At 43.7% G+C, this 25,891-nt stretch carries 22 protein-coding genes; 15 read left to right on the forward strand and 7 right to left on the reverse strand.

Features of this window, described 5'->3' with window-relative positions:
• The first annotated feature begins 54 nt into the window (after window positions 1–54).
• The 3 genes from pth to GVN16_RS10975 all read left to right on the forward strand — a co-directional run bounded on the left by pth (window position 55) and on the right by GVN16_RS10975 (window position 2,195).
• Window positions 55–615: an aminoacyl-tRNA hydrolase gene (gene pth, locus GVN16_RS10965; RefSeq protein ID WP_166563925.1), complete on the forward strand. Its 561-nt coding sequence runs from the start codon at window positions 55–57 to the stop codon at window positions 613–615.
• 242 nt (window positions 616–857) lie between these two features.
• Window positions 858–1,319 carry a hypothetical protein gene (locus GVN16_RS10970; RefSeq protein WP_166563926.1) on the forward strand — a complete coding sequence of 154 codons (462 nt, stop codon included), beginning with the start codon at window positions 858–860 and terminating at the stop codon, window positions 1,317–1,319.
• 321 nt (window positions 1,320–1,640) lie between these two features.
• A complete protein-coding gene (locus GVN16_RS10975) occupies window positions 1,641–2,195 on the forward strand; it encodes a hypothetical protein (protein ID WP_166563927.1) in 555 nt (184 codons plus the stop codon).
• A gap of 9 nt (window positions 2,196–2,204) precedes the next feature.
• On the opposite strand, the gene GVN16_RS10980 is transcribed toward GVN16_RS10975, so the two are convergent.
• The 3 genes from GVN16_RS10980 to GVN16_RS10990 form a co-directional block, all read right to left on the reverse strand.
• Window positions 2,205–3,038, reverse strand: a complete 834-nt coding sequence (locus tag GVN16_RS10980; RefSeq protein ID WP_166563928.1) for an SDR family oxidoreductase — start codon at window positions 3,036–3,038, stop codon at window positions 2,205–2,207.
• A gap of 131 nt (window positions 3,039–3,169) precedes the next feature.
• The gene (clpB, locus tag GVN16_RS10985) at window positions 3,170–5,806 is read right to left on the reverse strand and encodes an ATP-dependent chaperone ClpB (protein ID WP_166563929.1); all 2,637 of its coding nucleotides are present in this window, start codon (window positions 5,804–5,806) and stop codon (window positions 3,170–3,172) included.
• Window positions 5,807–6,101: 295 nt separating this feature from the next.
• Window positions 6,102–6,950, reverse strand: coding sequence for a WbqC family protein (locus GVN16_RS10990; RefSeq protein ID WP_166563930.1), 849 nt, complete (start codon window positions 6,948–6,950; stop codon window positions 6,102–6,104).
• 647 nt (window positions 6,951–7,597) lie between these two features.
• Between GVN16_RS10990 and GVN16_RS10995 the strand changes: the two genes are divergently transcribed.
• The 5 genes from GVN16_RS10995 to GVN16_RS11015 all read left to right on the forward strand — a co-directional run bounded on the left by GVN16_RS10995 (window position 7,598) and on the right by GVN16_RS11015 (window position 14,703).
• Window positions 7,598–8,800, forward strand: coding sequence for an acyl-CoA dehydrogenase family protein (locus GVN16_RS10995; RefSeq protein ID WP_166563931.1), 1,203 nt, complete (start codon window positions 7,598–7,600; stop codon window positions 8,798–8,800).
• Between the two features lie 6 nt (window positions 8,801–8,806).
• Window positions 8,807–9,889 (forward strand): phosphotransferase family protein, encoded by a 1,083-nt coding sequence (locus GVN16_RS11000; RefSeq protein ID WP_166563932.1) that lies wholly within the window; start codon window positions 8,807–8,809, stop codon window positions 9,887–9,889.
• A gap of 66 nt (window positions 9,890–9,955) precedes the next feature.
• A complete protein-coding gene (locus GVN16_RS11005) occupies window positions 9,956–11,350 on the forward strand; it encodes a glycoside hydrolase family 140 protein (protein ID WP_166563933.1) in 1,395 nt (464 codons plus the stop codon).
• A gap of 32 nt (window positions 11,351–11,382) precedes the next feature.
• Window positions 11,383–12,690, forward strand: a complete 1,308-nt coding sequence (locus GVN16_RS11010; protein ID WP_166563934.1) for a serine hydrolase — start codon at window positions 11,383–11,385, stop codon at window positions 12,688–12,690.
• Window positions 12,691–12,744: 54 nt separating this feature from the next.
• On the forward strand, window positions 12,745–14,703 hold the full coding sequence (locus tag GVN16_RS11015; protein ID WP_166563935.1) for a sialate O-acetylesterase: 1,959 nt from the start codon (window positions 12,745–12,747) through the stop codon (window positions 14,701–14,703).
• Between the two features lie 60 nt (window positions 14,704–14,763).
• Here GVN16_RS11015 and GVN16_RS11020 read toward each other — a convergent pair whose 3' ends face one another.
• From GVN16_RS11020 to GVN16_RS11035, 4 genes are all read right to left on the reverse strand, one after another.
• The gene (locus GVN16_RS11020) at window positions 14,764–15,333 is read right to left on the reverse strand and encodes a hypothetical protein (protein WP_166563936.1); all 570 of its coding nucleotides are present in this window, start codon (window positions 15,331–15,333) and stop codon (window positions 14,764–14,766) included.
• Window positions 15,320–15,823, reverse strand: coding sequence for an RNA polymerase sigma factor (locus GVN16_RS11025; RefSeq protein WP_166563937.1), 504 nt, complete (start codon window positions 15,821–15,823; stop codon window positions 15,320–15,322). The genes GVN16_RS11020 and GVN16_RS11025 overlap by 14 nt, the downstream gene beginning before the upstream one ends.
• Window positions 15,820–16,659: an alpha/beta fold hydrolase gene (locus tag GVN16_RS11030; protein ID WP_166563938.1), complete on the reverse strand. Its 840-nt coding sequence runs from the start codon at window positions 16,657–16,659 to the stop codon at window positions 15,820–15,822. The genes GVN16_RS11025 and GVN16_RS11030 overlap by 4 nt, the downstream gene beginning before the upstream one ends.
• Before the next feature lie 70 nt (window positions 16,660–16,729).
• Window positions 16,730–17,188: an Lrp/AsnC family transcriptional regulator gene (locus GVN16_RS11035; protein ID WP_166563939.1), complete on the reverse strand. Its 459-nt coding sequence runs from the start codon at window positions 17,186–17,188 to the stop codon at window positions 16,730–16,732.
• Window positions 17,189–17,595: 407 nt separating this feature from the next.
• On the opposite strand from GVN16_RS11035, the gene GVN16_RS11040 reads away from it, so the two are divergent.
• The 7 genes from GVN16_RS11040 (at window position 17,596) to GVN16_RS11070 (ending at window position 25,886) form a co-directional block, all read left to right on the forward strand.
• Window positions 17,596–20,406 carry a pitrilysin family protein gene (locus tag GVN16_RS11040; protein WP_166563940.1) on the forward strand — a complete coding sequence of 937 codons (2,811 nt, stop codon included), beginning with the start codon at window positions 17,596–17,598 and terminating at the stop codon, window positions 20,404–20,406.
• 339 nt (window positions 20,407–20,745) lie between these two features.
• The gene (rplS, locus tag GVN16_RS11045; RefSeq protein WP_166563941.1) at window positions 20,746–21,099 is read left to right on the forward strand and encodes a 50S ribosomal protein L19; all 354 of its coding nucleotides are present in this window, start codon (window positions 20,746–20,748) and stop codon (window positions 21,097–21,099) included.
• Window positions 21,100–21,229: 130 nt separating this feature from the next.
• A complete protein-coding gene (dapF, locus tag GVN16_RS11050; RefSeq protein WP_205748833.1) occupies window positions 21,230–21,997 on the forward strand; it encodes a diaminopimelate epimerase in 768 nt (255 codons plus the stop codon).
• Window positions 21,998–22,236: 239 nt separating this feature from the next.
• Window positions 22,237–23,928 carry a transcription termination factor Rho gene (gene rho, locus GVN16_RS11055; RefSeq protein WP_166563943.1) on the forward strand — a complete coding sequence of 564 codons (1,692 nt, stop codon included), beginning with the start codon at window positions 22,237–22,239 and terminating at the stop codon, window positions 23,926–23,928.
• Window positions 23,929–24,051: 123 nt separating this feature from the next.
• Window positions 24,052–24,597: an OmpA family protein gene (locus tag GVN16_RS11060; protein ID WP_166563944.1), complete on the forward strand. Its 546-nt coding sequence runs from the start codon at window positions 24,052–24,054 to the stop codon at window positions 24,595–24,597.
• 107 nt (window positions 24,598–24,704) lie between these two features.
• A complete protein-coding gene (locus GVN16_RS11065) occupies window positions 24,705–25,172 on the forward strand; it encodes a hypothetical protein (protein WP_166563945.1) in 468 nt (155 codons plus the stop codon).
• Between the two features lie 195 nt (window positions 25,173–25,367).
• Window positions 25,368–25,886: an HAD family hydrolase gene (locus tag GVN16_RS11070; protein WP_166563946.1), complete on the forward strand. Its 519-nt coding sequence runs from the start codon at window positions 25,368–25,370 to the stop codon at window positions 25,884–25,886.
• Window positions 25,887–25,891: the final 5 nt, after the last annotated feature.

Consider the following 25,891-nt stretch of genomic DNA (forward strand, 5'->3'; position numbering starts at 1 on the left):
TTGTCAGCAAAAATATTAGTTATTTTGTAAAAACACTAATTAAGGAATATTTAAATGAAATATCTGATTGTAGGGTTGGGTAACATTGGCCCCAAGTACGCTTTCACACGTCACAACGCCGGATTTATGGTTCTCGACAGGCTTGCTGCCAGGGAGGGACTCACCTTTAAAATCGAAAAACTGGCCTCTGTAGCAGAATTTAAACATAAAGGCCGCTCGATTACACTGATCAAGCCCACCACTTTTATGAACCTGAGCGGAAAGGCCCTGAATTACTGGATGCAGCAATTGCAGGTACCCATTGAAAATGTCATGGTGATCGTGGACGACCTGGCATTGCCTTTCGGAAAACTCAGGATCAAGCCGAAAGGATCGAGTGCGGGACACAACGGACTCAAGGATATTGAGGCTGTGCTCGGAAATAACCTCTATCCCCGTCTGAAATTCGGCATCGGAGACGATTTTCCGAAAGGCAGGCAGGTGGATTATGTATTGGATAACTTCAATGAGGATGAAATGGCGGGTTTGATTGACCGGCTGGATAAGGCTATTGAGATGGTTTTGAGCTTTTGTACCATAGGAATTGAACGTACTATGAATTTTTTGAACGAATGATTGTACTTTTCAAAGAATTTTACATTTTGCTAGAAATAAAAATATTATATATACTTTTTAAATTAACACAGAATATTATTCTTAAACTTTTCCTATATGTCTGACTTAGTCGCATGGTAAATTTTGTTTTCTGTTATATTTTCGAAATATAATTTTGTTTTGTGTGCAGAAGAAAATTTGGTGGTTAAAAAAGTTTCCTGCAAATTTGCATCATCAAACAAGAAAATAAAACAGACAAAACAATGAAAAGCTCAATAAAATTAATTATCTTTGCACTTGTATTCGGATCGATAACTGGTAGTGCACAAACAGTAGTAGCAAGAGAAACAAAACAATATACTCCGTTAGTAGCAAGTTCAGGAGTTGAGTTCTCAAACTTCATGAACAAGAAGGCTAAAAAGTTCATCAGTCAGAACGACACAGATTGGAGAATATTCACAGCGGTTGTTGATCTATACAATAACTCAACTGTAGGTTTCTACAGCCTTGATGAAAGTGTAAGAAACGACTTCTTCGCTTCTTCAGAAAGAATCACTGCCAAACTTAACGGTATGAGAAAATCTGAAGCTAAAGAATGGGCTAAGACAGTAAAACTTACCTCTTCAGTGTTCAAATTTATCTGGGACAATAAAGCAAATGCTTTACCGGTTAACGAAGAAATCATAGTTCCTGCTTTGAATCCGGTTGCTCAACAGAGCATCTGATTTCAGCTGAGGACTTTAGAAATAGCATTAAAGTTTTCATAGTTTAATAGGTTAGGGTTGAATAGATATCTTACCCCGCTTCCTTTGGAGGCGGGGTTAAGTTTTTTATAGGGGTCTGGTTCCTGAGTGACGGGCCTTCGGGCTGATTTTATTATGATAAAGTTATCTCATGAGAAGCGGGTGGCCGACGGTCAATCGCCTGAAGGCGATTGCTTCTGGTTTTTAGGGTGCACTATTTCAAAATATTTCCGATCTTTACGGCATATTTTCCGGATTTTTACGGTTAAGTAAGAAGCGGAGGCTCAACAAAATTTTAGATTAATGCGATTTTCTTTCCTTTTCGTTCTTTTAGTCGTCATCATGTCGTGTCAGAAAGCAGAGAAAGCTTCTGAATTAAAGTATTTTGATCTGGCCGGTCTCATGAAAACCCAGATAGAATGGTTGAATAAAAGCAAGCCTGCTGTAAAAAAGAGCATCCTGCTCGGTAAAGACACGGAGAATATTAAAATGGACAGCCTGGATTGGGACAAGGAACTGGCCCTGTTTGTGCAGGCCGATATCAATAAGAAGGCTTATGTTAAAAGTTATACCATCAAAGAGACCGGAAATGAGGTGGAGTATGTGCTGAATTCCGGAGAATCGCTGCCTGTCAAGACCATGAAAGTGTTTTTTAATGCTGAAAAAGAACCGCAAAGTGTCATCATAACTACTGAGACCTCCAATTATCTGCTGAATGCCAAAAGAAAGCTGGAGCTTCGTCTGCAAGGCAGCCAGTTAAAGTCCTACCACATCAGGTCTGAACAGAAACTTTTCGTCGGAGAGCCTGAAAATATTGAGGTGTCAGGTGAAATCATTTCGGGGCAGGCGATCAGGTAAGCCCTTGTTTCAGAACCCTTTTTCGTGCAGCATCTGCTCAGAAATTTCCCATAATCTCGCCGCAGTTTCTTTCTGATAAGTAATGGCAGACGAAGGCGTTACTTTGAATTTTTTATAATATTCCCCGTTTTTGAGTGTTGTTTTGGAGGCTGTGGCCAGGTAAACGCTGGTTTCTGCTCCCTGTTCGGGCGTCAGTAAAAACGGCAGAGAAGAGAAGAATCTCAGTAATCCGGTGTTATTGGCTCCGAATCCGGTGCGGACCACGCCAGGGTGGAGTGAAAATGAAGAAATATTTTTATACCTGTTTTTAAGTTCTTTCGTAAAAAGTACGTTCATCAGCTTGGTGGCTCCGTATTGAGGCCAGGTTCCGAAGCTTTTCTCACAATTGAGATTGCCGAAATCTATTTTACCCATTCTGTGTGCTTCCGAAGAGAGGTTGATGATTCTCAGATCTTCCGACTGCTCCAGTTTTTTAATCAGCAAGCGGGTTAAAAGAAAATGCCCGAGATAATTGACCTGGAAAGCCCATTCAAAACCATCTTTTGTTTTTTGAAATTTATCGAACACCCCTCCGGCATTGTTGATCAATACGTCAAGCCTGGGATATGCAGCTGTAAATGTTTCGGCTGCTATCCGGATGCTTTGGAGAGAAGAAAGATCACCGGCAATAAAACCCGGATCAGCACCAGGTATTTTTGTCTTGATCTCATCGATAGTTTCCAACGCCCGGGCTTCATCGCGGGCCATCAGTACGACTTTGGCTCCCAGGGCCGACAGTTTGATGGCAGTAGCCTTACCCACGCCGGAAGTTCCCCCGGTAATCAATATGATCTTGTTTTTCAATGTTTTAGGTGTTTATGAGATAACAGGGGAGAGGCCTTAAAAGTTTATACCCCGACCCCGGCGAACCGGAATCGGGGTATTTATATTGGTCCGGACCTGAAGCTTAAAGCTGATTGCCTACAGCTCAAAACTTATTCTGCCAGCTTTATATCTTCCATATTTTCAAACGTAAAGCCGCCTTTTTCATCCAGCTCCATCATGATGATCTGGTCTTTATTGATTTTTCCGGCCAGGATCAGTTTGGATAGTTCGTTAAGGACGCTTCTCTGGATCACCCTTTTCAATGGCCTTGCTCCGAACACCGGATCGTAACCCTCTTCTCCGAGCTTGTCAAGGACCTCAATGGTGGCTTCCAGCATGATGCCTTGTTCCTGGAGTCTCTGTTTGATCTGGTTGAACTGTATTTCCACAATTTTCCTGATCTCTTTTCTGCCAAGCGGGTCGAACAACACAATCTCATCGATCCTGTTCAGGAACTCAGGTCTTACACTTACTTTGAGTAGGTCCATCACCTGTTCTTTGGCTTCCTCCTTGAAATACTTGTGCCAGGCATCATCAGAGCCTTTAGAGGCCTCCAGGTATTTTTCCTGGATAAACTGGCTGCCGATGTTGGAAGTCATGATGATGATGGTGTTCTTGAAGTTGGCTACCCTGCCTTTGTTGTCTGTCAGACGGCCATCGTCCAGCACCTGCAACAAGATATTCCAGACGTCGGGGTGGGCTTTTTCGATCTCATCCAGCAAAATAACACTGTATGGTTTTCTTCTCACCGCTTCGGTCAGTTGTCCGCCTTCATCGTAGCCTACATAACCCGGAGGGGCTCCCACCAGACGGCTTACGGCGTGTCTTTCCTGGTATTCACTCATATCTATCCTCACCATGGCATTGTCGTCATTGAAGAGGTATTGTGCAAGGGTCTTGGCCAGTTCGGTTTTACCCACCCCGGTGCTACCCAGGAACAGGAAGCTGCCGATCGGTTTCTTAGGGTCCTGCATACCGGCCCTTGACCTCCTGACGGCATCGGAGATCAGGCCTATGGCTTCTTCCTGTCCGGCTACGCGGTTTGAAAGCTCATTTTCCAGGTGTAGTAATTTCTCACGGTCGCTCTGCAGCATTTTTGAAACCGGGATACCCGTCCATTTGGCTACTACCTGGGCTATGTCTTCTGCGGTAACTTCCTCATTGATCAGCCTGTTGCCTTTTTCTCCTTCTGCGTGCGGGGCCTCAGACAATTCTTTCAGCCTGCTTTCGGCTTCAGGTAATTTACCATACCTGATCTCGGCTACTTTGCCGTAGTCACCGGCACGCTCAAACTGCTCTGCTTCAAACTTGATCTGTTCAATTTTCTCTTTGAGTGCCCTGATTTCATCCACCACGCCTTTTTCGTTATCCCATTTGGCTTTGAGATTGTTGAAAGATTCATTGAGTTCGGCGATTTCCTTGCTCAGTACACTCTCTTTTTCCTTGTCGTTCTCTCTTCTGATGGCTTCACGTTCGATTTCCAGCTGCATGATCCTCCTTCTCAGCTCATCCATTTCTTCCGGCATGGAATCCATTTCAAGTCTGAGTTTTGAGGCAGCCTCATCCATCAGGTCAATGGCCTTGTCAGGAAGGAAACGATCGGAAATGTAACGGTTTGACAGTTCAACTGCTGCGATAACCGCATCATCCTGGATCCTTACCCCGTGGTGTACCTCATATTTCTCCTTGATTCCCCTCAGGATAGAGATGGCATCCGGTACATTCGGTTCTTCTACCAATACGGCCTGGAAACGCCTTTCGAGGGCTTTGTCTTTCTCAATGTATTTCTGGTATTCCTTGAGGGTGGTGGCACCGATGGCGTGCAATTCACCCCTGGCCAGGGCCGGTTTCAGTAAGTTGGCGGCATCCATAGCCCCTTCGCCGCCGCTGCCGGCACCGATAAGGGTGTGGATTTCGTCAATAAAGAGAATGAGCTCGCCTTCCGAGTCGGTCACTTCCTTGATAACCGCTTTCAGACGTTCTTCAAATTCACCTTTATATTTGGCTCCCGCCACCAGCAAACCCATGTCAAGGGAGATGACGGTTTTGGACTTAAGGTTTTCAGGTACGTCACCCTGCACAATACGCTGGGCCAGTCCTTCCACAATGGCGGTTTTACCGACACCCGGTTCACCCAAAAGGATCGGGTTGTTTTTGGTGCGTCGCGACAATATCTGCAAGACCCTGCGGATTTCTTCGTCACGGCCGATGACCGGGTCTATTTTACCTTGCTGGGCCAGTTCGTTCAGGTTTTTGCTGTACCGGGCCAGGGCCTGGTATTTGTTTTCTGCGTTTTGATCTTTCACTGGATTATTTTTTCCTCTTAATTCTTTAATGGCGTTCTTTAGTGCAGTTTCTTTAAAGCCTGCTGCTTTCATCAATGTGGCGGTCGTATCTTTTCCCGAAATAAGACCAAGGAGCATCAGTTCGACGCTCACAAAATCGTCGTTGAATTCTTTCAGGTAAGATTGCGATTTGGTAAAAACCTGCAGCAGATCATTGCTCAGATAAGGCTGGCCTCCCGATACTTTAGGGTAGCCTGTAACGATCTGTTCCAGTTTATTTTCAAGTAAAGACTGGTTGATTTCCAGTTTTTTCAAAAGGTAAGAGCTGGTATTGGGTTCTTCCTCAAGCAAGGCCTTGAGCAGGTGGCCCGGCTCCACCGCCTGCTGGGCATTACCCTGGGCAATCTGAGCTGCCTGCTGGATAATCTCCTGTGCTTTTAAGGTATATTGATTAAAATTCATGTTCTTAATATTTGTTTTTGGTGGTTATTGATATATTTTATAATTTTCGGATCAAATTCTGTGCAAGTGTGCAAATCCGGAAAAATTGACATATTTTTAAGGAAGTGGTATTGAAAATAATGTCATACTGGCTTGATCTTGAGATGGTGTTTTATAATAACATACCAAATTTGACAAAAAATCCCCGTAACAAAAGAAACTAGTCTTTTAAGATTAGAATTGGAATAAAAAATTAAAAACCATCCCTTTTGGAGATGGTTTTTTTATTGATGAGGATATGATTTCGGAGACTGAATCAGATCATGGCAAACTCCAGTACCTCAGGTCCCAGGAATTCCAGGAGATTAGGGTAGAAGAACAATGACTGGTAGAAAGAAGGGGTCTGGGTCTTTTTAGCTATTTTTTCGATGTTGACTTTTTCAACACTTGCTCTTTCGATTTCATAGAGTTTAAGCATGCTCCTGATCTCTCTCGGAGAGTTGAACATCATGACATCGATGATGGAAAGGCCCGGCTCAAATACGTCAGATCGTTTTTGCGAATAAGGTTTCAGATCTGATTTAAGGAACGACAGCTTTATGTTATTCTGAGAGAACTTCCACGGTTGAAAAATGTCTTTGCCGCCTACTGGGTTGATGTACTCCACTCCCCTGAGCTGCTTACATATTTTGAGAGCCCATTCACCCGCATCGTTCACTTCAGAATAATCGAGGTTCAGTTCAGATGAAATACTGATACTAGTTGAAATGTTCAGATATTCACATACATGTAGAAGGCAGTCCCGGTTGAAACGGCAGATGTCGGCTTCATCGGTATCAAAGCACTTCTGCAGAAGGGCAATGACGCTTTCGTAATGAGGGGCTCTTTTTTTATAATGTACCATCTGCCTCAGGATCCGGTCTTTCCAGTCCTGCATCTGATTTTTTACCCTGATGTCCCTGATAAGGGTTTTCTGACTATGTGATTCAAGAGGAGCTACAATATATTGCCAGCCCGCTTCAGGCTTAAGTATTCTGTTCCGGTTTATCCAGCCATGTCTGATGTATTGTACGTCATCAAACAGCACAAATTTATCCACGGTATTGATGAGCTGGAAATATCCCAAATAGGGAAAGAAGTAGGGTTGCATGATTCCTATTTTCATATTTCTTAGTTTTTGGTTAACTGAATAACCGGTTTTGGCTTGGTTTATCCTTATTATTAATGGATTAGAATACAATTTGTATACCATAATCATCCAAGAGATTATAAAGATATTCAATTTCCAGGGGTTCGCAATTCATAGTGTTGATTTTTAAGGGGAATCTTTCCCGTTAAAAATACCGAAAGTTATGTTTCCAACTGCCTCCTTCTGTCAATAATAAAGTCCTTACGTACAAAAGCTATTAAAAAAGCATCAATGATTTTAATAAATTTTATATCTCCCGAAGTGATTAATTAAACGTTCAAATCACAAACTTATCCGTACTTTTTGAGTGTATCGAATGGCAAAATAAGAAGAAAATCATTAAAATCAAATGAATTGGTGCATTTTAATGGCCGTATTTTGCCCTGTTTTTTATTAAGCGGTAAATTGACCGGTTTCTTTGTCTTTTTTCGTTATTTAGTTGTATTTTATATGGGATTGACTCATTTTGATAATTTTCGGACGGGATTTTCCGGGAAATATCCGGATGTCGGGAAACGGGGAAAATTATTTACGGAATTTTATTAGACAATCTCTTGAAAAAATATCATTTTAATGGTAAACATCTCGTAGTTTTACTTTTATAAAATCAACAAGTATTATCTATGGAGCCGTTGTTTGTTACCGACAAGATCAGAAACATATTGCCAACTATTGAAGCGTTTGTAAAAAGAGAATTATTTCCACTCGAAACTACAGAAAACCTTACGCGGAATTTCTCAGAGATAGAACCTGAACTCCTGAAAAAGAGAGCCCTGGTAAAAGAAGCCGGACTCTGGGGACTTCATTTGTCTGAAAAGGAAGGAGGACTGGGTTTGTCTTTATGCGAGTTCGGGCAGATTTCAGAAGTACTGGCTTCTTCTCCTTTCGGTCATTTTGTTTTTAATACCCAGGCTCCGGACATCGGTAACACGGAATTACTTCACAAATACGCTTCTGAGGACCTGAAAGAAAAGTATCTGAAACCCCTGATGAACGGGGAGATCAGGAGTTGTTTCAGTATGACCGAACCGGATTTTGCAGGGTCTAACCCGGTTCGTATGGGAACAACGGCTATCAAAGACGGAGACGATTATATTATTGAAGGACATAAATGGTTTACTTCTTCAGCTGACGGGGCGGCTTTTGCGATCGTTATGGCCGTGACCAATCCCGAAGCCGAACCCCATAAAAGAGCAAGCCAGATACTGGTTCCGCTTGATACACCCGGCTATGAAATGGTCAGGAATATCCCGATCATGGGGCATACCGGTGACAGCTGGGCCAGCCATGCCGAAGTGAAGTATCACCAGGTACGTGTGCCCCGGTCTCACCTGATCGGTGAAGAAGGGGCTGGCTTTAAACTGGCACAGGAGCGACTGGGGCCCGGGCGTATTCATCACTGTATGCGTTTTATCGGGATAGCCGAGCGGAGCTTTGATCTGATGTGCCGTTATGCTGCCTCCCGTGCCCTGGATGAAAACAAGTATCTGGGCGACATGCAGTTTATACAGGGATTTATAGCCGAAAGCAGGGTCGAAATTGATGCTGCACGCCTCATGGTTTTGAGGACCGCCAGAAATATTGATGAAACCGGTGCTTCACAGGCGAGGGACCAGATTTCGGGAATTAAGTTTTTTACCGCCAATATGATGCTCAGGGTGATTGACAGGGCCATTCAGACCCACGGGGCCCTGGGAATTACGAACGATATATTACTTTCTTACTGGTATGCCCACGAAAGGGCGTCAAGAATATATGACGGAGCGGATGAAGTACACAAGTCTGCATTGGCCAGAAGTATTTTGAAAAAGTATAAAACGAGTTGATGAGTTATGCATAGTCCCAGAATAGAAGCAGATAAGCCTTCGGAAGTAAAAGCCGGGGAAGAAATAAATCTCGAGAATCTTAATCATTATCTCAGAAGCAAACTGGATGATTTTCCGGAAATCACCGGGGTGCTGCAATTTGGTGGCGGGTATTCCAACCTTACTTATTTACTCAAAGCCGGTGACCGTGAGTTTGTGCTCAGGCGTCCGCCTTTCGGTGCGGGCGAGATCAAGGGCGGCCACGATATGCAGCGGGAATACTCGATTCTGGACAGGCTCAGAAAGGCCGGTTTCGGGAAAATCCCTGAAACCATTATTTTCTGTGATGAAGAACAGGTCATCGGCAGCCCGTTTTATGTGATGTCGAAAATTAGCGGGCTGATCCTGAGAACGAGCCAAACCGCAAAAATCAGGGAGAGCTTCGGACAGGATGACATGAACAGGCTTTCCAAGTCCTTATGCAGTAACCTGGCGGCCTTACACAAAATTGATATTCAGAGTACCGGGTTGGTTAACATCGGCAAACCTGAGGGCTACATAAAACGGCAGGTTGAAGGTTGGTTTAAACGATACCTGGCTTCGCAGACCGATGAAATTCCTGAGATCGACAGTTTAATCAAATGGCTGGAGACTCATTTGCCTGAGGAAATGACCCCTGCTCTGATCCATAATGATTATAAGTTTGATAACGTGGTTTTTGACCAGGATGATCTGAGTCTGAAGGCTATTCTGGACTGGGAGATGACGACCGTCGGTGATCCGAGAATGGATGTGGGAACGGCCCTTTCTTACTGGTCTGAAAAAGGAGACGGGGACTTTGAAAAAAGCTTTAACATCACCTGGCTTGACGGCAATCTTACCAGGGACGGTTTTGTGGATTTTTACCAGGAACAGAACGGGACAGACCTTGGCAATATCCTTTATTTTTATGTCTTCGGATTGTTTAAAAATGCGGTGGTCATGCAGCAGATTTACGCCAGATTCAGAAAAGGACTGACCAAAGACCACAGGTTTGGGGGGCTGATTCATGGTGTGAAGAGGTTGTCGGAAAAAGGAATTAGCTCGATAGAGGCAGGCAAAATGAGGTAAGGGTTTTTGAACACTTGGAAAGGTGTAAAAAAAGATATATTTTCGAACCGGCTATTCAACCATGAAATGAAACTAAAATTATTCTTTTTGCTTGTCCTTTTATCAGGACAGGTCTCTTTCGGGCAACTCAGCCCCCTGAAAATTTCAGAAAATCAGCGTTTCCTGGTTAAGTCTGATGGTTCTCCTTTCTTCTGGATGGGCGATACAGCCTGGGAGCTTTTTCACAGGAATGACAGGGAAGAGGCAGATTATTATCTCAAAAAAAGAGCCGAACAAGGTTTCAATGTCATCCAGTCAGTGGTGATGGCAGAAATGGACGGTCTGAACACCCCGAATGCTTACCTTGAAAAACCACTGATCTCCATCTCTCCGATGGTGTTTAATGAAAAGTATTTTCTGCACGTAGACTACATCATCAGCAAAGCCGAACAATATGGTATTTATGTAGCCCTGTTGCCCACCTGGGCTGATAAATTGTTTAAAGACCGCTGGGGAGCGGGGCCTGAGATATTTAACCAGACCAATGCTTTTCAATATGGGAAATGGATAGGAAACCGCTACAAAGACCGTCAGAATATCATCTGGGTATTGGGAGGGGATCGCACACCCAGGAAAAACACGGATGATGTGGAGGTGTGGAGGAAAATGGCTGCGGGTATCCAGGAAGGCGTGGGAGGAAAAGACAAAGCCCTGATGACCCTGCACCCTCAGCCTGCCAGTCCAGGGGGTTCTTCCAACTGGTTTCACCAGGACGAGTGGCTGGATTTTAACATGCACCAGACCGGACACTGTCCGAACGAACCTACGTACAAGAAAATATCGCATGATTACAGTCTGACACCCGTTAAGCCGACGCTGGACGGGGAGCCTCTTTACGAAGACCACCCCAACTGTTTCAATGCCAAGGAATTTGGCTACAGCGTTCCCGAAGACATCAGGAGGATCATGTACTGGAATGTTTTTGCGGGGGCTTTCGGACAGACTTATGGCTGTCATGATATCTGGCAGATGTATAAAACGGGGCGTGAACCTGTAAACGGCCCTTTGAGGCCATGGAAAGTGGCCCTGGATCTTCCGATGGCTAACCAGGTGAAGCACCTTAAAAACCTGATGCTTTCCAGGCCGTTTTTGTCGAGAGTCCCGGATCAGGGCATGGTCATTACGCCTCAGGAAGATGATCAGCATTATATCATAGCCACCCGCGATGCCGGCGGTTCTTACGCCATGGTGTTTTTTCCGACCGGTAAAACCGCCGAACTTGACCTCAGTGCTCTCAAGGGAAAAACGCTGAATGCAAACTGGTTTGATCCCAGAACAGGGGCGACATTTGCCGGAGGGAGTTTCGACGAAAATAACAGAAGAATCAGTGTCAGTCCCCCGTCCGCAGGAAAGGGCCAGGACTGGGTGCTGGTCATAGACGATGCGGCCAGAGAATTTTCAAAACCGGGTCAGATCAGATAATCAATACAAACTCAATCATATCAATATAAAAGATGAAAATTAAACCTTATTTACTTTTAGTTTCAGGACTGTACCTGACCGTGCTGACCACCCTGGCTCAGACGAATTCCATCAAAAAAACACCGAATCTTCAGGAGGCTACGCCCGAGAGCGTGGGCATGTCGTCTGAACGTTTAAAAAGAATCGATGTGCTGCTGGAAAATGCCGTAAAAGACAAGATGATTCCGGGAGCCACGGCTATTATTTGCCGTAACGGTAAAATAGTCTATTACAAAGGATTCGGGAATTCAGACAGTCCGGGAGGAAAGGTGATGAAAAAGGATGATATTTTCAGGATCGCCTCCATGTCAAAAGCAATCACTTCAACAGCCATCATGATGCTTTGGGAAGAGGGCAAGTTCTTTCTTGACGACCCTGTTTCGAAATTTATTCCTGAGTTTAAAAATCCGGTGGTATTGGATAAGTTTTACATGAAAGACTCTACTTATTCCACCCGCCCTGCAGGGAAGGAAATCACGATCAGGCATTTGCTGACCCACACTTCGGGACTCGGTTACGGGGTAATTGATGGAGACGAATCATTCAAAGCCATTTACAAGAAAGCCGGAATTGTGGATTTGTTTACGACAGAACCTGTCAAAATAGGCGATAATATTAAAAAACTGGCCAAGCTGCCCCTGCACAATGTGCCGGGAGATAAATATGTTTACAGCGAAGGCCTGGATGTATTGGGCTACCTCGTAGAGGTGGTTTCCGGAATGACATTTGACGAATTCCTGAAAAAGAGGATTTTTGAGCCGCTGGGCATGAACGATACGTATTTTTATCTGCCGGACAGCAAGGCTTCCAGGCTGGTGAAGGTACAGACCAAAAAGGATGAGCAGTGGGTTCATTTTTCCGATACCTTCTATGATATTGATTATCCTGCCAAAGGGGCGAAAGCATTTTATTCAGGCGGAGCCGGATTGTCCAGCACAGCCCTGGATTATGCCCTCTTTTTGAATATGTATGTCAACGGCGGTGAAATAAACGGGAAACGGCTGTTAAGCAGAACGACGATCACCAGTATCATGTCAAACCAGGTGGGTGAGTTGCTCGGCGGAGAAAAGGCCGATAAAGGATATGGTCTGGCTTTCGGGTTACTGACATCGGCCGGACAAGGCAAAGGAGGGCAGGGCAGCATCGGCTCTTTTGACTGGGGCGGATATTTCAACACGTCTTACTTCGCTGATCCTAAAGAAAAAGTCATTGGTGTGATCATGAAGCAGACCCAAAAGGTAGGCGGAGACATCACAAGTGGCATGTTCAGACAGCTGGTGATGCAGTCGATCGACGATTAATGCTTGTAATTCAGATTGTTAAGGCGTAAATTAAAATATTGACCGGGTGTTTTTATGAAGAAAATAGCGATTCTATTATTCCTTACAGGCTTGCAGTTCACGGCCCTTGCCCAGCTACAGGTGGCCAGGGTTTTCAACAGCCACGCGGTGTTGCAAAGGGACAAGCCGGTTAAAATCTGGGGTTGGGCCAAACCCGCCGAAAAAGTAAGCATTCAGCTGGACAAGGGGATAGTTTCGGTTAAAACATCTGCTGAAGGCAAATGGGAGGCCGTTCTTCCTGCCATGCCCGCAGGAGGGCCGCATGTTATTGAAGTAAGCACTAAGAAAGAGAAGGTTCGTTTTGAAGATATTTTGTTTGGGGAAGTCTGGTTGTGCTCGGGCCAGTCAAATATGGAGTGGAGGCTCAAGTCTGCCGACAACGCCAAAAAAGAAATAGCTGAAGCCGATTATCCCAACATCAGGCATTTTGAAGTGGCCCATGAACTGGAGTTTGAAGTACAGAAAGACCTGAAAAAAGGAGAATGGAAAATCTGTACGCCTGAAACAGCCGGGGATTTTACGGCTGTAGGTTACTTTTTTGCCAGGGAGATCAGTAAGAAACTCAATGTTCCAGTGGGGCTCATCCATTCTTCATGGGGCGGCTCCCAGGTAGAAAGCTGGATCAGCCGGAAAGCCATGGAGGAGTCTGAGGTCCTGGGCTATTATCCTCGTAAAATGTCAAAAAACTGGGAGGAAGACGGAGCTAAATGGGAGAGAAAGCTCATTAAACAGGTATATGGTGCTGACAACTATGACATTACCAAAGTAAATGAAAGCGAATACCTCAATCCGGGTTATGATTATTCCAAATGGCTGAATGTCAACCTCGTTGGGCAGTGGGACTGGCAGGGCATCTGGGCGTTCAGAGGTGATGCCTTTATCCAGAAGACACTCGAGGTCCCCGCGGAACTGGCCGGAGAAAAAGCCACCATCGATTTTGGTTTTAATACGGGAGATTTGATTTTCTATTTGAACGGTAAAGAGATATTTAAAGGAAGAGGCAAAGACAAGATAAGTGTGGAAGTACCCGCCGGGGTATTGAAAGCCGGGGCTAATTCGCTGCTGGTCAAAACCGGGGAGAACCAGGACCCCACCTGGAGAGCCATGGGTTTCTGGGGAGCCAATGATGATTTTGTCCTTAAAATAAAGAATCAGAAAATAAGCCTGGCAGATAAGCAATGGAAAATGAGACCGTCCTGGCAAACCAAAAGACATTATGAACACTGGATGAACAACGACGGCACCTTACTTTATAATGCGATGATCGCTCCTTTGATTCCGGTGGGTATCCAGGGTGTTTTATGGTACCAGGGTGAAAGCAACGCTTCAAGGGCTTATCAGTACAGGGCGTCGTTTCCGTTGATGATCAATAACTGGAGAACAGACTGGAAGGATGAATTCAATTTCCTTTTTGTGCAATTGTCGAGTTACGGGCCAAATCAGAGCAGCAATGAAGGCAGCAACTGGGCTGAACTCAGGGAAGCACAAACCATGACCTTAAGCCTGCCGAAAACCGGGATGGCCGTAACTACCGACATCGGAAACCCCAATGATATTCACCCTACCAACAAGCAAGACGTAGGGCACAGGCTGGCGATCAATGCTTTGAAAAACGTTTACGGACAAGACCTCGTTTTCAGCAGTCCGATGTACAAAAAGGTGGATTTTGATAAGGGAAATGCCGTTGTGTCATTTGATCATGTAGGCAAAGGTTTCCAGGTGAAAGACAAGTATGGTTATGTGAAAGGTTTTGAAATAGCCGGAGAAGACCGCAAATTCTATTATGCCAAAGCCGAAATCAACGGAGACAAGATCATTGTGAGTCATCCAGGTGTTCCAAATCCGAAATCGGTCAGATTTGGCTGGGCCAATGCCCCGATGGATTGTAACCTGTTCAATTCGGAGGGGTTACCTGTTTCGCCGTTCAGGACAGACACCTGGGACGGAATTACCAAAGGTGTTAAATTTGAATAGACTTTTTGATAGATATTGAGATAAAGCCGGCTGCTCACAGATCAGCCGGCTTTATCTGTTTTACTTAACTCCCTTCAGAAACTCAAGGGTTTTGATTTCTTTCTTTGCTTCCCTGAAAATGTAAAAGGCAAAAACCACACAAAATAATGTCCCGCTGATGATAATGTACCAGTACATTCCTTTGGAAACATAAGGTTCCAGTTCAGGAAGTGCGATGACAAAACCGGAAAAGTAAAGTACATATATAATCGGAGTGAAAATAAAGTGGATTTTTTTTCTCCAGGTATAAAAACTTTGCATCTTTTCGGTGTAATCCAGTAAAGTCAGGTTCGAATTTATTTTACCCATTCTGACATGACTCCACCATTCCACCGCTGAGCGGAGCAATAAAACGCCGGCCATCATGCCCAGTCCCAGGGCAAATAATTGGAGCCTGTAAACAGAGAACCAGAAAAAATAGGCGATCAGGATGGCCGAAGTAGTGCAAAGTACGGCGATGGCCCATAAATGCTTCTGACGCACTTTTTTAATGGTAATTTCTGCTTTTTTAATGATCTCTTCAGATGAGAGACCAGCCCCGGTATCAGCTTGTTTGTTCCAGAGGTTTTGTAAATCTTCAAATTCTTTCATGTTGAACACATTTTGTCAGGTTAATTTTGATACGATGGATCCGGACCCTTACATTTTCCTCACTGATGCCTACTACTGAGGCAATTTCAGGATAACTTACCCCTTCCAGCATCATCAGGATGATGAGTTTACCGGTTTCGTCAAGCTTTTGTATGCAGGCATACATCAGTTTTAATTTTTCTTCCTGCTCTGCCGGGTAGGTTTCAGCCGGGAGGTCAGGGAATTTGTCTGTTTTGATTTCTCTGACCGTGGAAGCTTTCCTGAGGTACATCAGGCAGGTGTTTACAGCGATCCTGTATATCCACGTACTCACATTCGATTCCTGTTTGAACGAATCCGAGTGTTCCCAGACCTTTAGGAAAACTTCCTGTGCAGCGTCTGAGGCAACCGCTGAGTTGCCGTTGAAATAACCCCTGCACAGCCTGAATACTTTGGCGTAATACCGGTCAAATAATTCGTTGAACTCGTCTGTCTTATTCTTTCTGTTCACTGGGCTAGTATTTCTTTTACATTACTGACAAACCATTGAGGCTGATCAAACATGAGGAAATGAGAGGCATTGTCCGCATAACGGATCTTTACTGCGGGCAGTGTCTTGTACTGGTCGGCATAGGTCTTGCTGACCATTTCTTTGCTTGGTAAAGTAGCCGCCAGGATATACACCGGGACCCTGATTTTTGCCAGGTCTTTTCTCAGGTCAAGGTTCAGCATGTCAATATACCCGTAAACATAGGTTTTCCGGTCGGTTTTGTACATCCATTCCGCTATTACCTTTTGTTTTCCAACATTTGAGCACATGTATTTTACAGATTGGTCGATCATTTTTCTGAACGAAGCGTCATCCATGTTCAGCATCATTTTACTTTGAGGGTTTTCGTATGCAATCTTTTCACCGTTGTAATTAGGGATCATCAGCTGTGCAGACGCCGGCAGGGCATCAACAAGAATGGCCCGCTTAAAAAGATCAGGCTCGGAAGAAACTAGCCACAGGCTCAGGGTGCCGCCGAGGCTGTGCCCCAGCAGGGCCGGATTTTTAAGTTTACGGTCTTTGACGTAGGCGGTGATTTCATTTTTTATCGTCAGAAACCAGTCTTTTTCAACAGGAGGGACTCCGCCAAACCCTGCAAATGTAAAAACATGGCATTCGTTTGTTTTAGACAATTCCGAAACGGTCTCGTCCCACATCTCACCAGGGCAGCCAAATCCGGGGAATATCAGCACAGGGTCACCTTTGCCCTTCACCTCAACCCGGAAAGAAGTTTGTGCCTGAAGCGGGGTGATACATAAAGAGACGAATAAAGCAATGATCAATAATAAAGTTCTCATAGTAATTATTTTTAGTTTGGCTTTTGATGCACCATCTTAAAAATTGTTACAGAACTTTTTATTTTTTTTATCAGGGTATGATAGTAGACTGCTTTACCTCCGTAACCACAAAATGCGACTGGGCATTACCGATGTTGGATAAGGCTGCCAGTTTGTTGAGGATAAAGTGGCGGTATTCATCGATATCGGCTACGATGACTTTTAACAGGAAGTCGGATCCGCCTGAGATGCAATAACATTCTACGATCTCAGGGACCGTTTGTACATCCTGCTCAAATTTGGTCAGAAACTCCTGGGCGTGTTCTTTCAGCGACACGTTACAGAAAACAGTGAGGTTCTTATTAAGTTTTTTCTTATTGAGGTCAATGGTGTATTTATTGATATAGCCGTCGCGTCTCAGACGTTTGATGCGTTCATGTACCGGGGTGGTAGTCAGATTCAGCTCCGCAGCGATCTCTTTATTGGTCATTAGCCCGTCTTTCTGAAGGAGCTTAAGTATTTTCAAGTCAACCGGATCTACACCATTCATAGAAAATTATTCTTTAATTTGGTTTTATTGTCTCAATAGTAATCCAAATATAATTAAAAAGTTTATTTTCTTAGAATTTTATGCTGTTTCCTGATTTATTTAATATGAATTCTTAGCAGAGTATAAAATATACGGCTTAAGTCCCTGCTCCAAAGTTACTTACTCCCTCTGATCGCACAGTTCTTCACAAATCAGCCGGAGTTGATCCCATTTTCTTTCACAACAAAGGCTTTACACGTAGTTTTGATGCGTCAAAGTATAACAACATCCGGCTTTTACCGATGGGTGTTCAGATTATTAAGGGCACTTTCAATATGTGAAATTTAATAACGTTAAATGCTTATACTTTGGAAAAAATACTTTTCTTTGTCCCAATTTTTTACACAATAAACATGTTAATCGATTCTATGAAAAAGTTATTGAATCTGATGCTACTGAGCCTTGTCTTGTTCAGTACACCCCTCTATGCCCAGACTAAAGCAGACCTTAGCCAGAAACTCCCGATGGATCCGGCCGTTAAAACCGGGAAACTGAAAAACGGGATGACGTATTACATCCGGAAAAATACCGAGCCTAAAAACCGTGCACAGCTGCAATTAGTTGTGAAAGCCGGTTCTATCCTCGAAAATGACAATCAGCAGGGCCTTGCTCACTTTATTGAGCACATGCAGTTTAACGGAACTAAAAATTTCCCGAAAAACGAGCTGGTTAACTTCCTGCAAAAAAGCGGTCTGAAATTCGGAGCAGACTTAAATGCCTATACCAGTTTTGATGAAACCGTCTATCAGCTTCCGGTGCCTACAGATACGATGGCCCTGTTCGAAAAATATTTCCTGGTCCTTTCCGACTGGGCAAACAAAGCCACTTTTGACCCTACCGAAATAGACAAGGAAAGAGGTGTGGTGCTGGAAGAGTCCCGTCTTGGCAAAGGAGCCAGCTCAAGGATCCGCGAGAAACTATTGCCTGTGATCTTCAGAGGTTCATTATATGCCAAAAGATTACCGATAGGCGTTGATTCTATCATTGCCAAAAGTTCTTATCAGACCATCAAGCAATTCTACCAGGACTGGTATCGCCCGGACCTTCAGGCAGTTGTGGCTGTGGGAGACTTCGATCCGGCTGTGGTTGAAAACCTGATCAAAAAATATTTCGGTGATATCCCAGCCCCTAAAAAAGCAAAGGAAAGAGTACAGTTCAGTGTGCCGTTGAAAGGTGGAACAGAAGCCATCGTCATTACAGACAAAGAGCAGCCTTATCATATTGTACAGTTATATTATCTGCAGCCGGAGAAAAAAGAAGTAACCGGTACAGACCGCAGAAACCAGATCATGGTTAACCTGTTTAATGCGATGATCGGTCAGCGTCTGCAGGAGCTTCTGCAAAAAGCGGATCCGCCTTACCAGTACGGAGCCAGCAGTTACAGCGGATTTTTAGGCAACCTTGATGCCCTCACCGTGTTTGCCGTCGCTAAAAACGGGGACGTTGAAAAGGCCCTGAAGGCGGTGCTGGATGAAAACGAAAGAGCCAGAAAATTCGGATTCACGGCTTCAGAGTTGGGTAGGGCTAAAGTTCAGTTCATTACCGGTGTGGAGAAGCAATTCAACGAAAAAGATAAAACCAATTCAGAAGCCTATACCCAGGAGCTGGTAAGCTGCTTCCTGAACGACGTGGTCATGACAGACATCGGGTATGACCTCGAGTTTGTAAAGCAATATTTGTCAGGCATCACGCTGGAAGAAGTCAATGCCCTGGTTAACAAGATGATTACGAAGGAAAACCGTGTACTGGCCCTGATTGCCCCGGAAAAAGATAAAGATAAGTTGCCTTCTGAGGCTAAACTGAAAGAATGGCTGGATAATACAGGTTCAAAAGTAGAGGCTTATGTAGATGAAGCGATTGACAAACCTCTGATTGAGCCGATCAAAGCGGTGGGTAAGATCACTTCTGAGAAATCAATTCCGGAAGTAGGTGTGACAGAACTGGTGTTTGATAACGGCCTGAAAGTGGTCTTGAAACCGACCGACTTTAAAAATGACGAGATCAAATTCAGAGGGACCAGCTGGGGAGGTACTTCATTATATTCTGATGAAGACTTCGAAAACGCGAGCTTTGCGTCGGCAGTGGCTGAAGTAAGCGGACTGGGTAATTTCAGTGCCACTCAACTGCCTAAATTCATGACAGGGAAAATCGCACAGGTGAGCAGCTTTATTTCGCCTAACAGCGAGGGTGTGGCTGGAAGTTCATCGGTAAAAGACTTCGAAACGGCTTTGCAGATGATCAATGCCCGTTTTACAAAAAGCAAGGTGGATCCGCAGGCCGTTAAAGGGTTTATGACCAATCAGAGAGACTTCATCGCCAGCATGAACAAAACCCCGACACCTGAAAAAGTATTCAGAGACACCCTTCAGTATATTCTGGGAGGCAGCAAATACAGGGCCACCCCGATGACGGCTGAGAGAATCGATAAGGTAAATCCTGACAAGGCCATCAAAATTTTCAATGACCGTTTTGCTGATGCTTCAGATTTTACTTTCACGTTTGTCGGTAATTTCAAAGTTGACCAGATCAAGCCTCTGCTGGCCAAGTACCTGGGAACTCTGCCTTCAAAAAACACAAAGGAAAATTACAAAGACCTGGGTATGTACCCGCCTGCCGGAGTCATCACCAAAACGGTTAAAAAAGGAACCGAAGACAAAGCCCTGGTGAGCCTTACTTTTGCAGGTACCTATGTGCCTTCCAATGAGGAAGACGCCAACATCAGTGCCCTGGGAGATATCCTGAGCATTAAACTCATCGAAAAACTGAGAGAAGAAGAAAGCGGTGTTTACTCGCCGAGCGTATCGGGCTCTTCCAACAAAGTGCCTTCACCGAGATACCAGTTCAGGATCACATTCGGATGTTCGCCTGCCAATGTGGAAAAACTGGTCAATGTGACGCTGAGAGAAATAGAGAAAATCAAAAAAGAAGGAGCTGCTCAGTCGGATATTGAAAAGTTCAAAGCCGAAGAAAAACTGGACGTCCAGGAGGGGCTTAAAAACAATGACTTCTGGCTGAGCCAGATCGTAAGCAGCTATCAGCTGAACGAAGACGTCAGGGAAATTCCAAACCAGGAAAAACTGATCAATAAAATTTCAGTGGAAAGCACCAAGTCGACAGCCAATAAGTATCTGAAAAACCAGGACTTTATCAGGATTGTACTTTTGCCTGAAAACAAATAAGAACTGGGCGTTAAAAGTGTTTTTACAGAACGGAGTAACAGGTTTGTTAAGAGCCTGTTACTCTTTTTTTAGAGCAATAAATAACGAAGATTTTAGTTAAAATGTTGAGGTGAAAAAAAACTTTCAAAAAACAGGCTGGTCTTTTGGATTTTAAAAAAAATCACTAAATTTAAATCCAGAATAGATTAGTTCTGAGAAGATTGTCAGATTAACTTTGAAATAAATAAATTAAAAGTTATATTTGCACCCTATTTCGGCAAATGCTGCATTTAGCCTTAAATGTAGCCGCTTTGGGAATATTATTTTAAAAAGTTTGGTAATCAAGAATTAATTTAAAAAATGGACTTAATTAAATTTGTAGAATCAGAGTTTGATGGCAAGCGTACCAGCATTCCTGAATTCAAGGCCGGTGATACAGTAAATGTACACGTAAAGATCGTTGAAGGAACTAAAGAGCGTATTCAGTTGTTTCAAGGTGTTGTGATTCAGAGAAAAAACGGAAACTCAACCGGTGAAACTTTTACCGTAAGAAAAATATCAAATGGTATTGGAGTTGAAAGAATTTTTCCTATCTTGTCACCAAGTATCGAAAAAATTGAAGTTTTGAGAAGAGGTAAAGTGCGTCGTGCGAAACTTTATTATCTGAGAGGCAAGCATGGTAAAGCTGCCAGAATTAAAGAATTGAAAAAATAAGTAGCAATACTTTAAAGAATATAAGTAATAGCTTTTTCATAATTTGTGTAGAAAAGGTCATCTCTCTGAGATGACTTTTTTTTGTTACCGATTTAAGTTAATTTTGTGTTTTAAAAATCAGGTTGAGCCAATGCAGAAATTTTATAAATATCAGGGTACGGGAAATGATTTTGTGATGATCGATAACCGTGACGGCAGCTTTGAGGCTTCTCAGCAAAGAGTGGGCTCATTGTGTGATCGCAGGTTTGGCATCGGAGCAGACGGGCTCATCCTGATTGAAAATGCAGAAGGCTTTGATTTTAAAATGGTTTACTTCAACGCCGACGGTAACGAAGGCAGTATGTGCGGGAATGGCGGAAGGTGTGCCGTGAAGTTTGCCAGCGACTTGAATATATTTGATAACGAAACACTCTTTATAGCTGTTGACGGACCGCACCAGGCGAGTATTGAAAACGGACTGATCCATCTCCGCATGATGGACGTAAACGGTGTGGAGGTAACCCCTGAATATGATTTTCTGAATACCGGCTCACCTCATTATATACAGTTTGTCGAGGATGTCCGCAATTTCAATGTAAAAGAAGAAGGCAGTCGTATAAGATATGCAGAAGAATGGGTAAAACGGGGTGGGACTAACGTTAATTTTGTAGAGCCGGTAGACGACGGCCTGATCGTAAGAACGTATGAGAGAGGGGTAGAGGATGAAACGTTCTCCTGCGGAACCGGTGTTACGGCTGCTGCACTGGATGCACATGTCAAATATGGACATTCGTCTCCTGTCAGCATTACCACCCTGGGAGGCAGTCTTAAAGTAAGCTTTAAACCAACTGGAATTCACAGCTTTAGCGATATTTTCCTTATCGGTCCTGCAGAAAAAGTATTTGAAGGGGAGATTTGAAATATTTTTTGGTTTTTTTTTGCGTTTTGTTTTTTTTAATTATAAACTTGCATCGAAAATAAAAATCGCCTCTTAGATTTCTTCCTAATCAAAGGCAACGCCGATTTAGTCATTTAATCAAAACAATCTTATTAAACGTTCTATGTCTTTGATTGCAGATTATTCTGTCAGGATTTATAAGTTCCCGAAACCTACCGTTTTGTTTTCATAACAGAAATATTATCATTATTAATTTATTTATGTATAACCAAGAAGATTTAAAGATTAAACTCCTTTCTGAGTTGAAATCTATTTGTGGCGAGCTGGGCATTGAGGTTGATAAAGGCCTTACTAAAAAAGACTTACTTCAGAAGATTATAGATAAGCAATCCGAAAATCCACAAAACAACACCGAAACTAAAGAAGAAATGCCAACAGAATCAAACGAAAGCAGCCATTTACCTTCAAGCGTTACAGAAGATAAACCACAACGTACCAGAAAAAGAATCAACAGACCCGGTGGAGGTTTTGATTCAGACTCACCTGCCCCCGAATCACCGAAAGTACAGTCAAGACCAATGCCCAGGATGGAAGCCCCGGTTGAAACGGAAGACTTCCAGACCCCTGATTTTGAAGATTCTATAGGGATTGTCGTTAACGACGAAGAAATTGATTTATCTGATCTTGAAGAAGAAATCCCGGACATCACCGACGAAGACCTTGGTCTGATTGCGGACGATTTCGGAGCGACAAGAGAAGATACGGCAGAAACAAAAAGAAAAGAAGATTACAGCAGAAGCATCAAAAAACAGTTCAATACACTCGTAAAAGAGTTTGACGGATTGATCGAAAATGAAGGTGTGCTTGAAATCATGAGCGAAGGAAGCTATGGTTTTATGCGTTCTGCAGATTATAACTACCTGGCGAGTCCGGACGATATCTACGTTTCACCTTCACAGATTAAACTGTTCGGGCTTAAAACAGGGGATACCGTAAAAGGCTCTATCAGACCTCCGAAAGAAGGAGAAAAATATTTTGCCCTGCTTAAAGTACTTTCTGTCAACGGCAAAACCACTGAGGAAATCAGAGACCGTATTCCTTTTGAATATTTAACACCGTTGTTCCCGCAGGAAAGACTGAAATTGAGCACCAAGCCTGAAATCATGTCTACCAGGGTTCTTGACCTGTTCGCTCCGATCGGAAAAGGACAAAGGGGTATGATCGTGGCCCAGCCTAAAACCGGTAAAACGGTTCTGCTTAAAGAAATTGCCAATGCCATCACCCGTAACCACCCCGAAGTTTACCTGATTATCCTCCTGATCGACGAACGTCCTGAAGAGGTGACAGATATGCAAAGGAGTGTAAGGGCTGAAGTAATTTCCTCGACTTTTGATGAGACCGCTGAAAAACACGTGAAAGTGTCGGGTATGGTGCTTGAAAAAGCCAAAAGACTGGTTGAATCAGGTCATGATGTGGTTATTCTGCTCGATTCGATCACCCGTCTGGCCAGGGCTTACAACACCGTTATGCCTTCTTCAGGTAAAATACTTTCCGGTGGTGTGGATGCCAATGCCCTTCACAAACCGAAACGTTTCTTTGGTGCAGCCCGTAAAATTGAAAACGGAGGCTCACTGACCATCGTAGCCACCGCCCTGATCGATACCGGTTCAAAAATGGACGAAGTTATTTTTGAAGAATTTAAAGGTACAGGTAACATGGAGCTTCAGCTGGACAGACGTCTGGCCAACAAAAGAGTTTTCCCATCTATTGATATATTAGCTTCAGGAACAAGACGTGAGGACCTGCTCATGGAAAAAGACGAACTGCACAGGGTCTGGTTGCTGAGAAAGTACATGGCCGATATGAATCCTATGGAAACCATGGAATTCTTACTGGATAAAATGAAAGGCACCAGGACCAACGAAGAGTTTCTGCTGACCATGAACAGATAAAAATTTTTGGTAGCTTAAGTGACTTTTTTGTTAATCTTGAGTCAAAATTCTTGTGGATATAAATAATTGTTTTTATTTGCATAATAATTTTGATATGAGAAAATCAGAAACCTTAAGTCTACCATGAACAGATTCACTCTTTTCGCCCTGATTTTTATTTGGTCTCTTCTTTATAGCTGGTGCTGGAATTGTTATCGTAAACCCGAATGTTCAGGCATTGAAGTAGTGGCAGAACATACCATTTCTGCGGATACCATCAAGGCCGTAGTTCCCCCGCCAGCCCCCGTTGATACCACTGAAGAGGTCCTGACTCCTGAGGAGCAACTGCTCTTTACTCCGATTGATATCTATTTTAATGTGGCCAGTACCAACATCGTACGTACAGCCGAGATAGATACATTTCTGACTACTGCGAAAAAATACCTCGAAAAGAATCCCGGCGAAAAACTGATGGCTACCGGATATTCCGACTCAGACGGTTCTGATGAACTGAACCTGAAATTGTCGGGCAGACGTGCCGATTCGGTAAAGGGTATTCTGATCAAAGGAGGGTTCAAAGACGGACAGATTGATGTCACCGCCAAAGGTGAGGCAGATCCGATTGCTGAGAATACTACTCCTGAGAATAAAGCAAAAAACAGAAGAGTAACTTTAAGACTCATAAAATAAAGTAAACCAAAACCTCATAATGATTTTCAATGATGGAGAATTTAAAATGCCTTTTCACTAATTTCCCCCTGGATATTTTTCTATTTTGGTTAATCCCGTTTTTACTGATGGCCTGGTGGCTTTGGAACAAAGTCAGCCGTTATAAAGCCCATGTCATTGACCTGCAGGACAGGATCAACTTCCTGGAAGGAGAACTGGATGCCTGCCGTAAATCTAAAATAAATAAACCGGTTGAAGTCAATATCCAGGAATCGGTAGTGGAAACGGTAATTCCTAAAGTTCCCGTTGCGAAAATCGCCGCTACAAAACCTAAACCGGCTAAAAAAGACGACCTTAAGATTGTTGAGGGGATCGGGCCGAAAATTGAAGAACTTTGCCATACTGCCGGAATTTATACGTTTGCAGAGCTGGCAGATACCTCTGTCGAAAAACTCAGGAGCATACTGGAGCAAGCCGGTTCGAGATTCCAGATGCATGATCCGACCACCTGGCCTGCACAGGCTGAACTGGCCAGAGACGGCAAATGGGATGAGCTGAAGCAATGGCAGGATGAGCTGAACAAAGGAAGGCAATAAACCTTCGTATCATATATCCGGAGAGGGCAGAAAAGTTAATTTTCTGTCCTCTTTTGTATTTTATAAAATCATTAATAGAAGGAAGTATATCCGCTGTGACCCTGAATTTTGTAAATAATAGGTATCTTTGCCCGTGGGTTTGCACCCGGTAAATTTCAGATCAGAAGAATACATTATAACCAACTCAGTTTTAGTATGGAAATTAAGTTAAAGGCAAGTCTTGAAAAAATCACCACTTTTATTTTTGATGTTGACGGCGTATTTACGGATGCTACCCTGCTGGTGGGAGCAGACGATGTGCAACGGGTTTTCAATGTGAGAGATGGTTATGCCGTTCAGATGGCTATTAAAAGCGGGTACAGGATTGCCGTGATTTCCGGAGGAAAACAAAAGAGCATTGCCACAAGGCTTAATGGCCTTGGTATCAGTGATGTTTTTCTGAATGTGGGAACCGACCAGAAACTGGGTGTTTTTGATGACTACCTGCTTAAGAACGAGCTTTCAGCAGAGGAAATCCTTTTCCTGGGAGATGATATCCCGGATTATCTGATCATGTCGCAACGCCGGGTACTGGCTGCCTGTCCGAAAGATGCCGTACAGGAAGTGCACGAGGTTTGTCAGTACCGTTCTGAGGTGATGGGAGGTAAGGGCGTCGTAAGGGACGTTATCGAGCTGGTGATGAAATACCAGCATAAATGGATGAAAGTATTCTGAAATAT

Source organism: Emticicia sp. CRIBPO, from assembly GCF_009905725.1.
In the GTDB taxonomy this organism is placed as follows: Bacteria; Bacteroidota; Bacteroidia; order Cytophagales; family Spirosomataceae; genus Leadbetterella.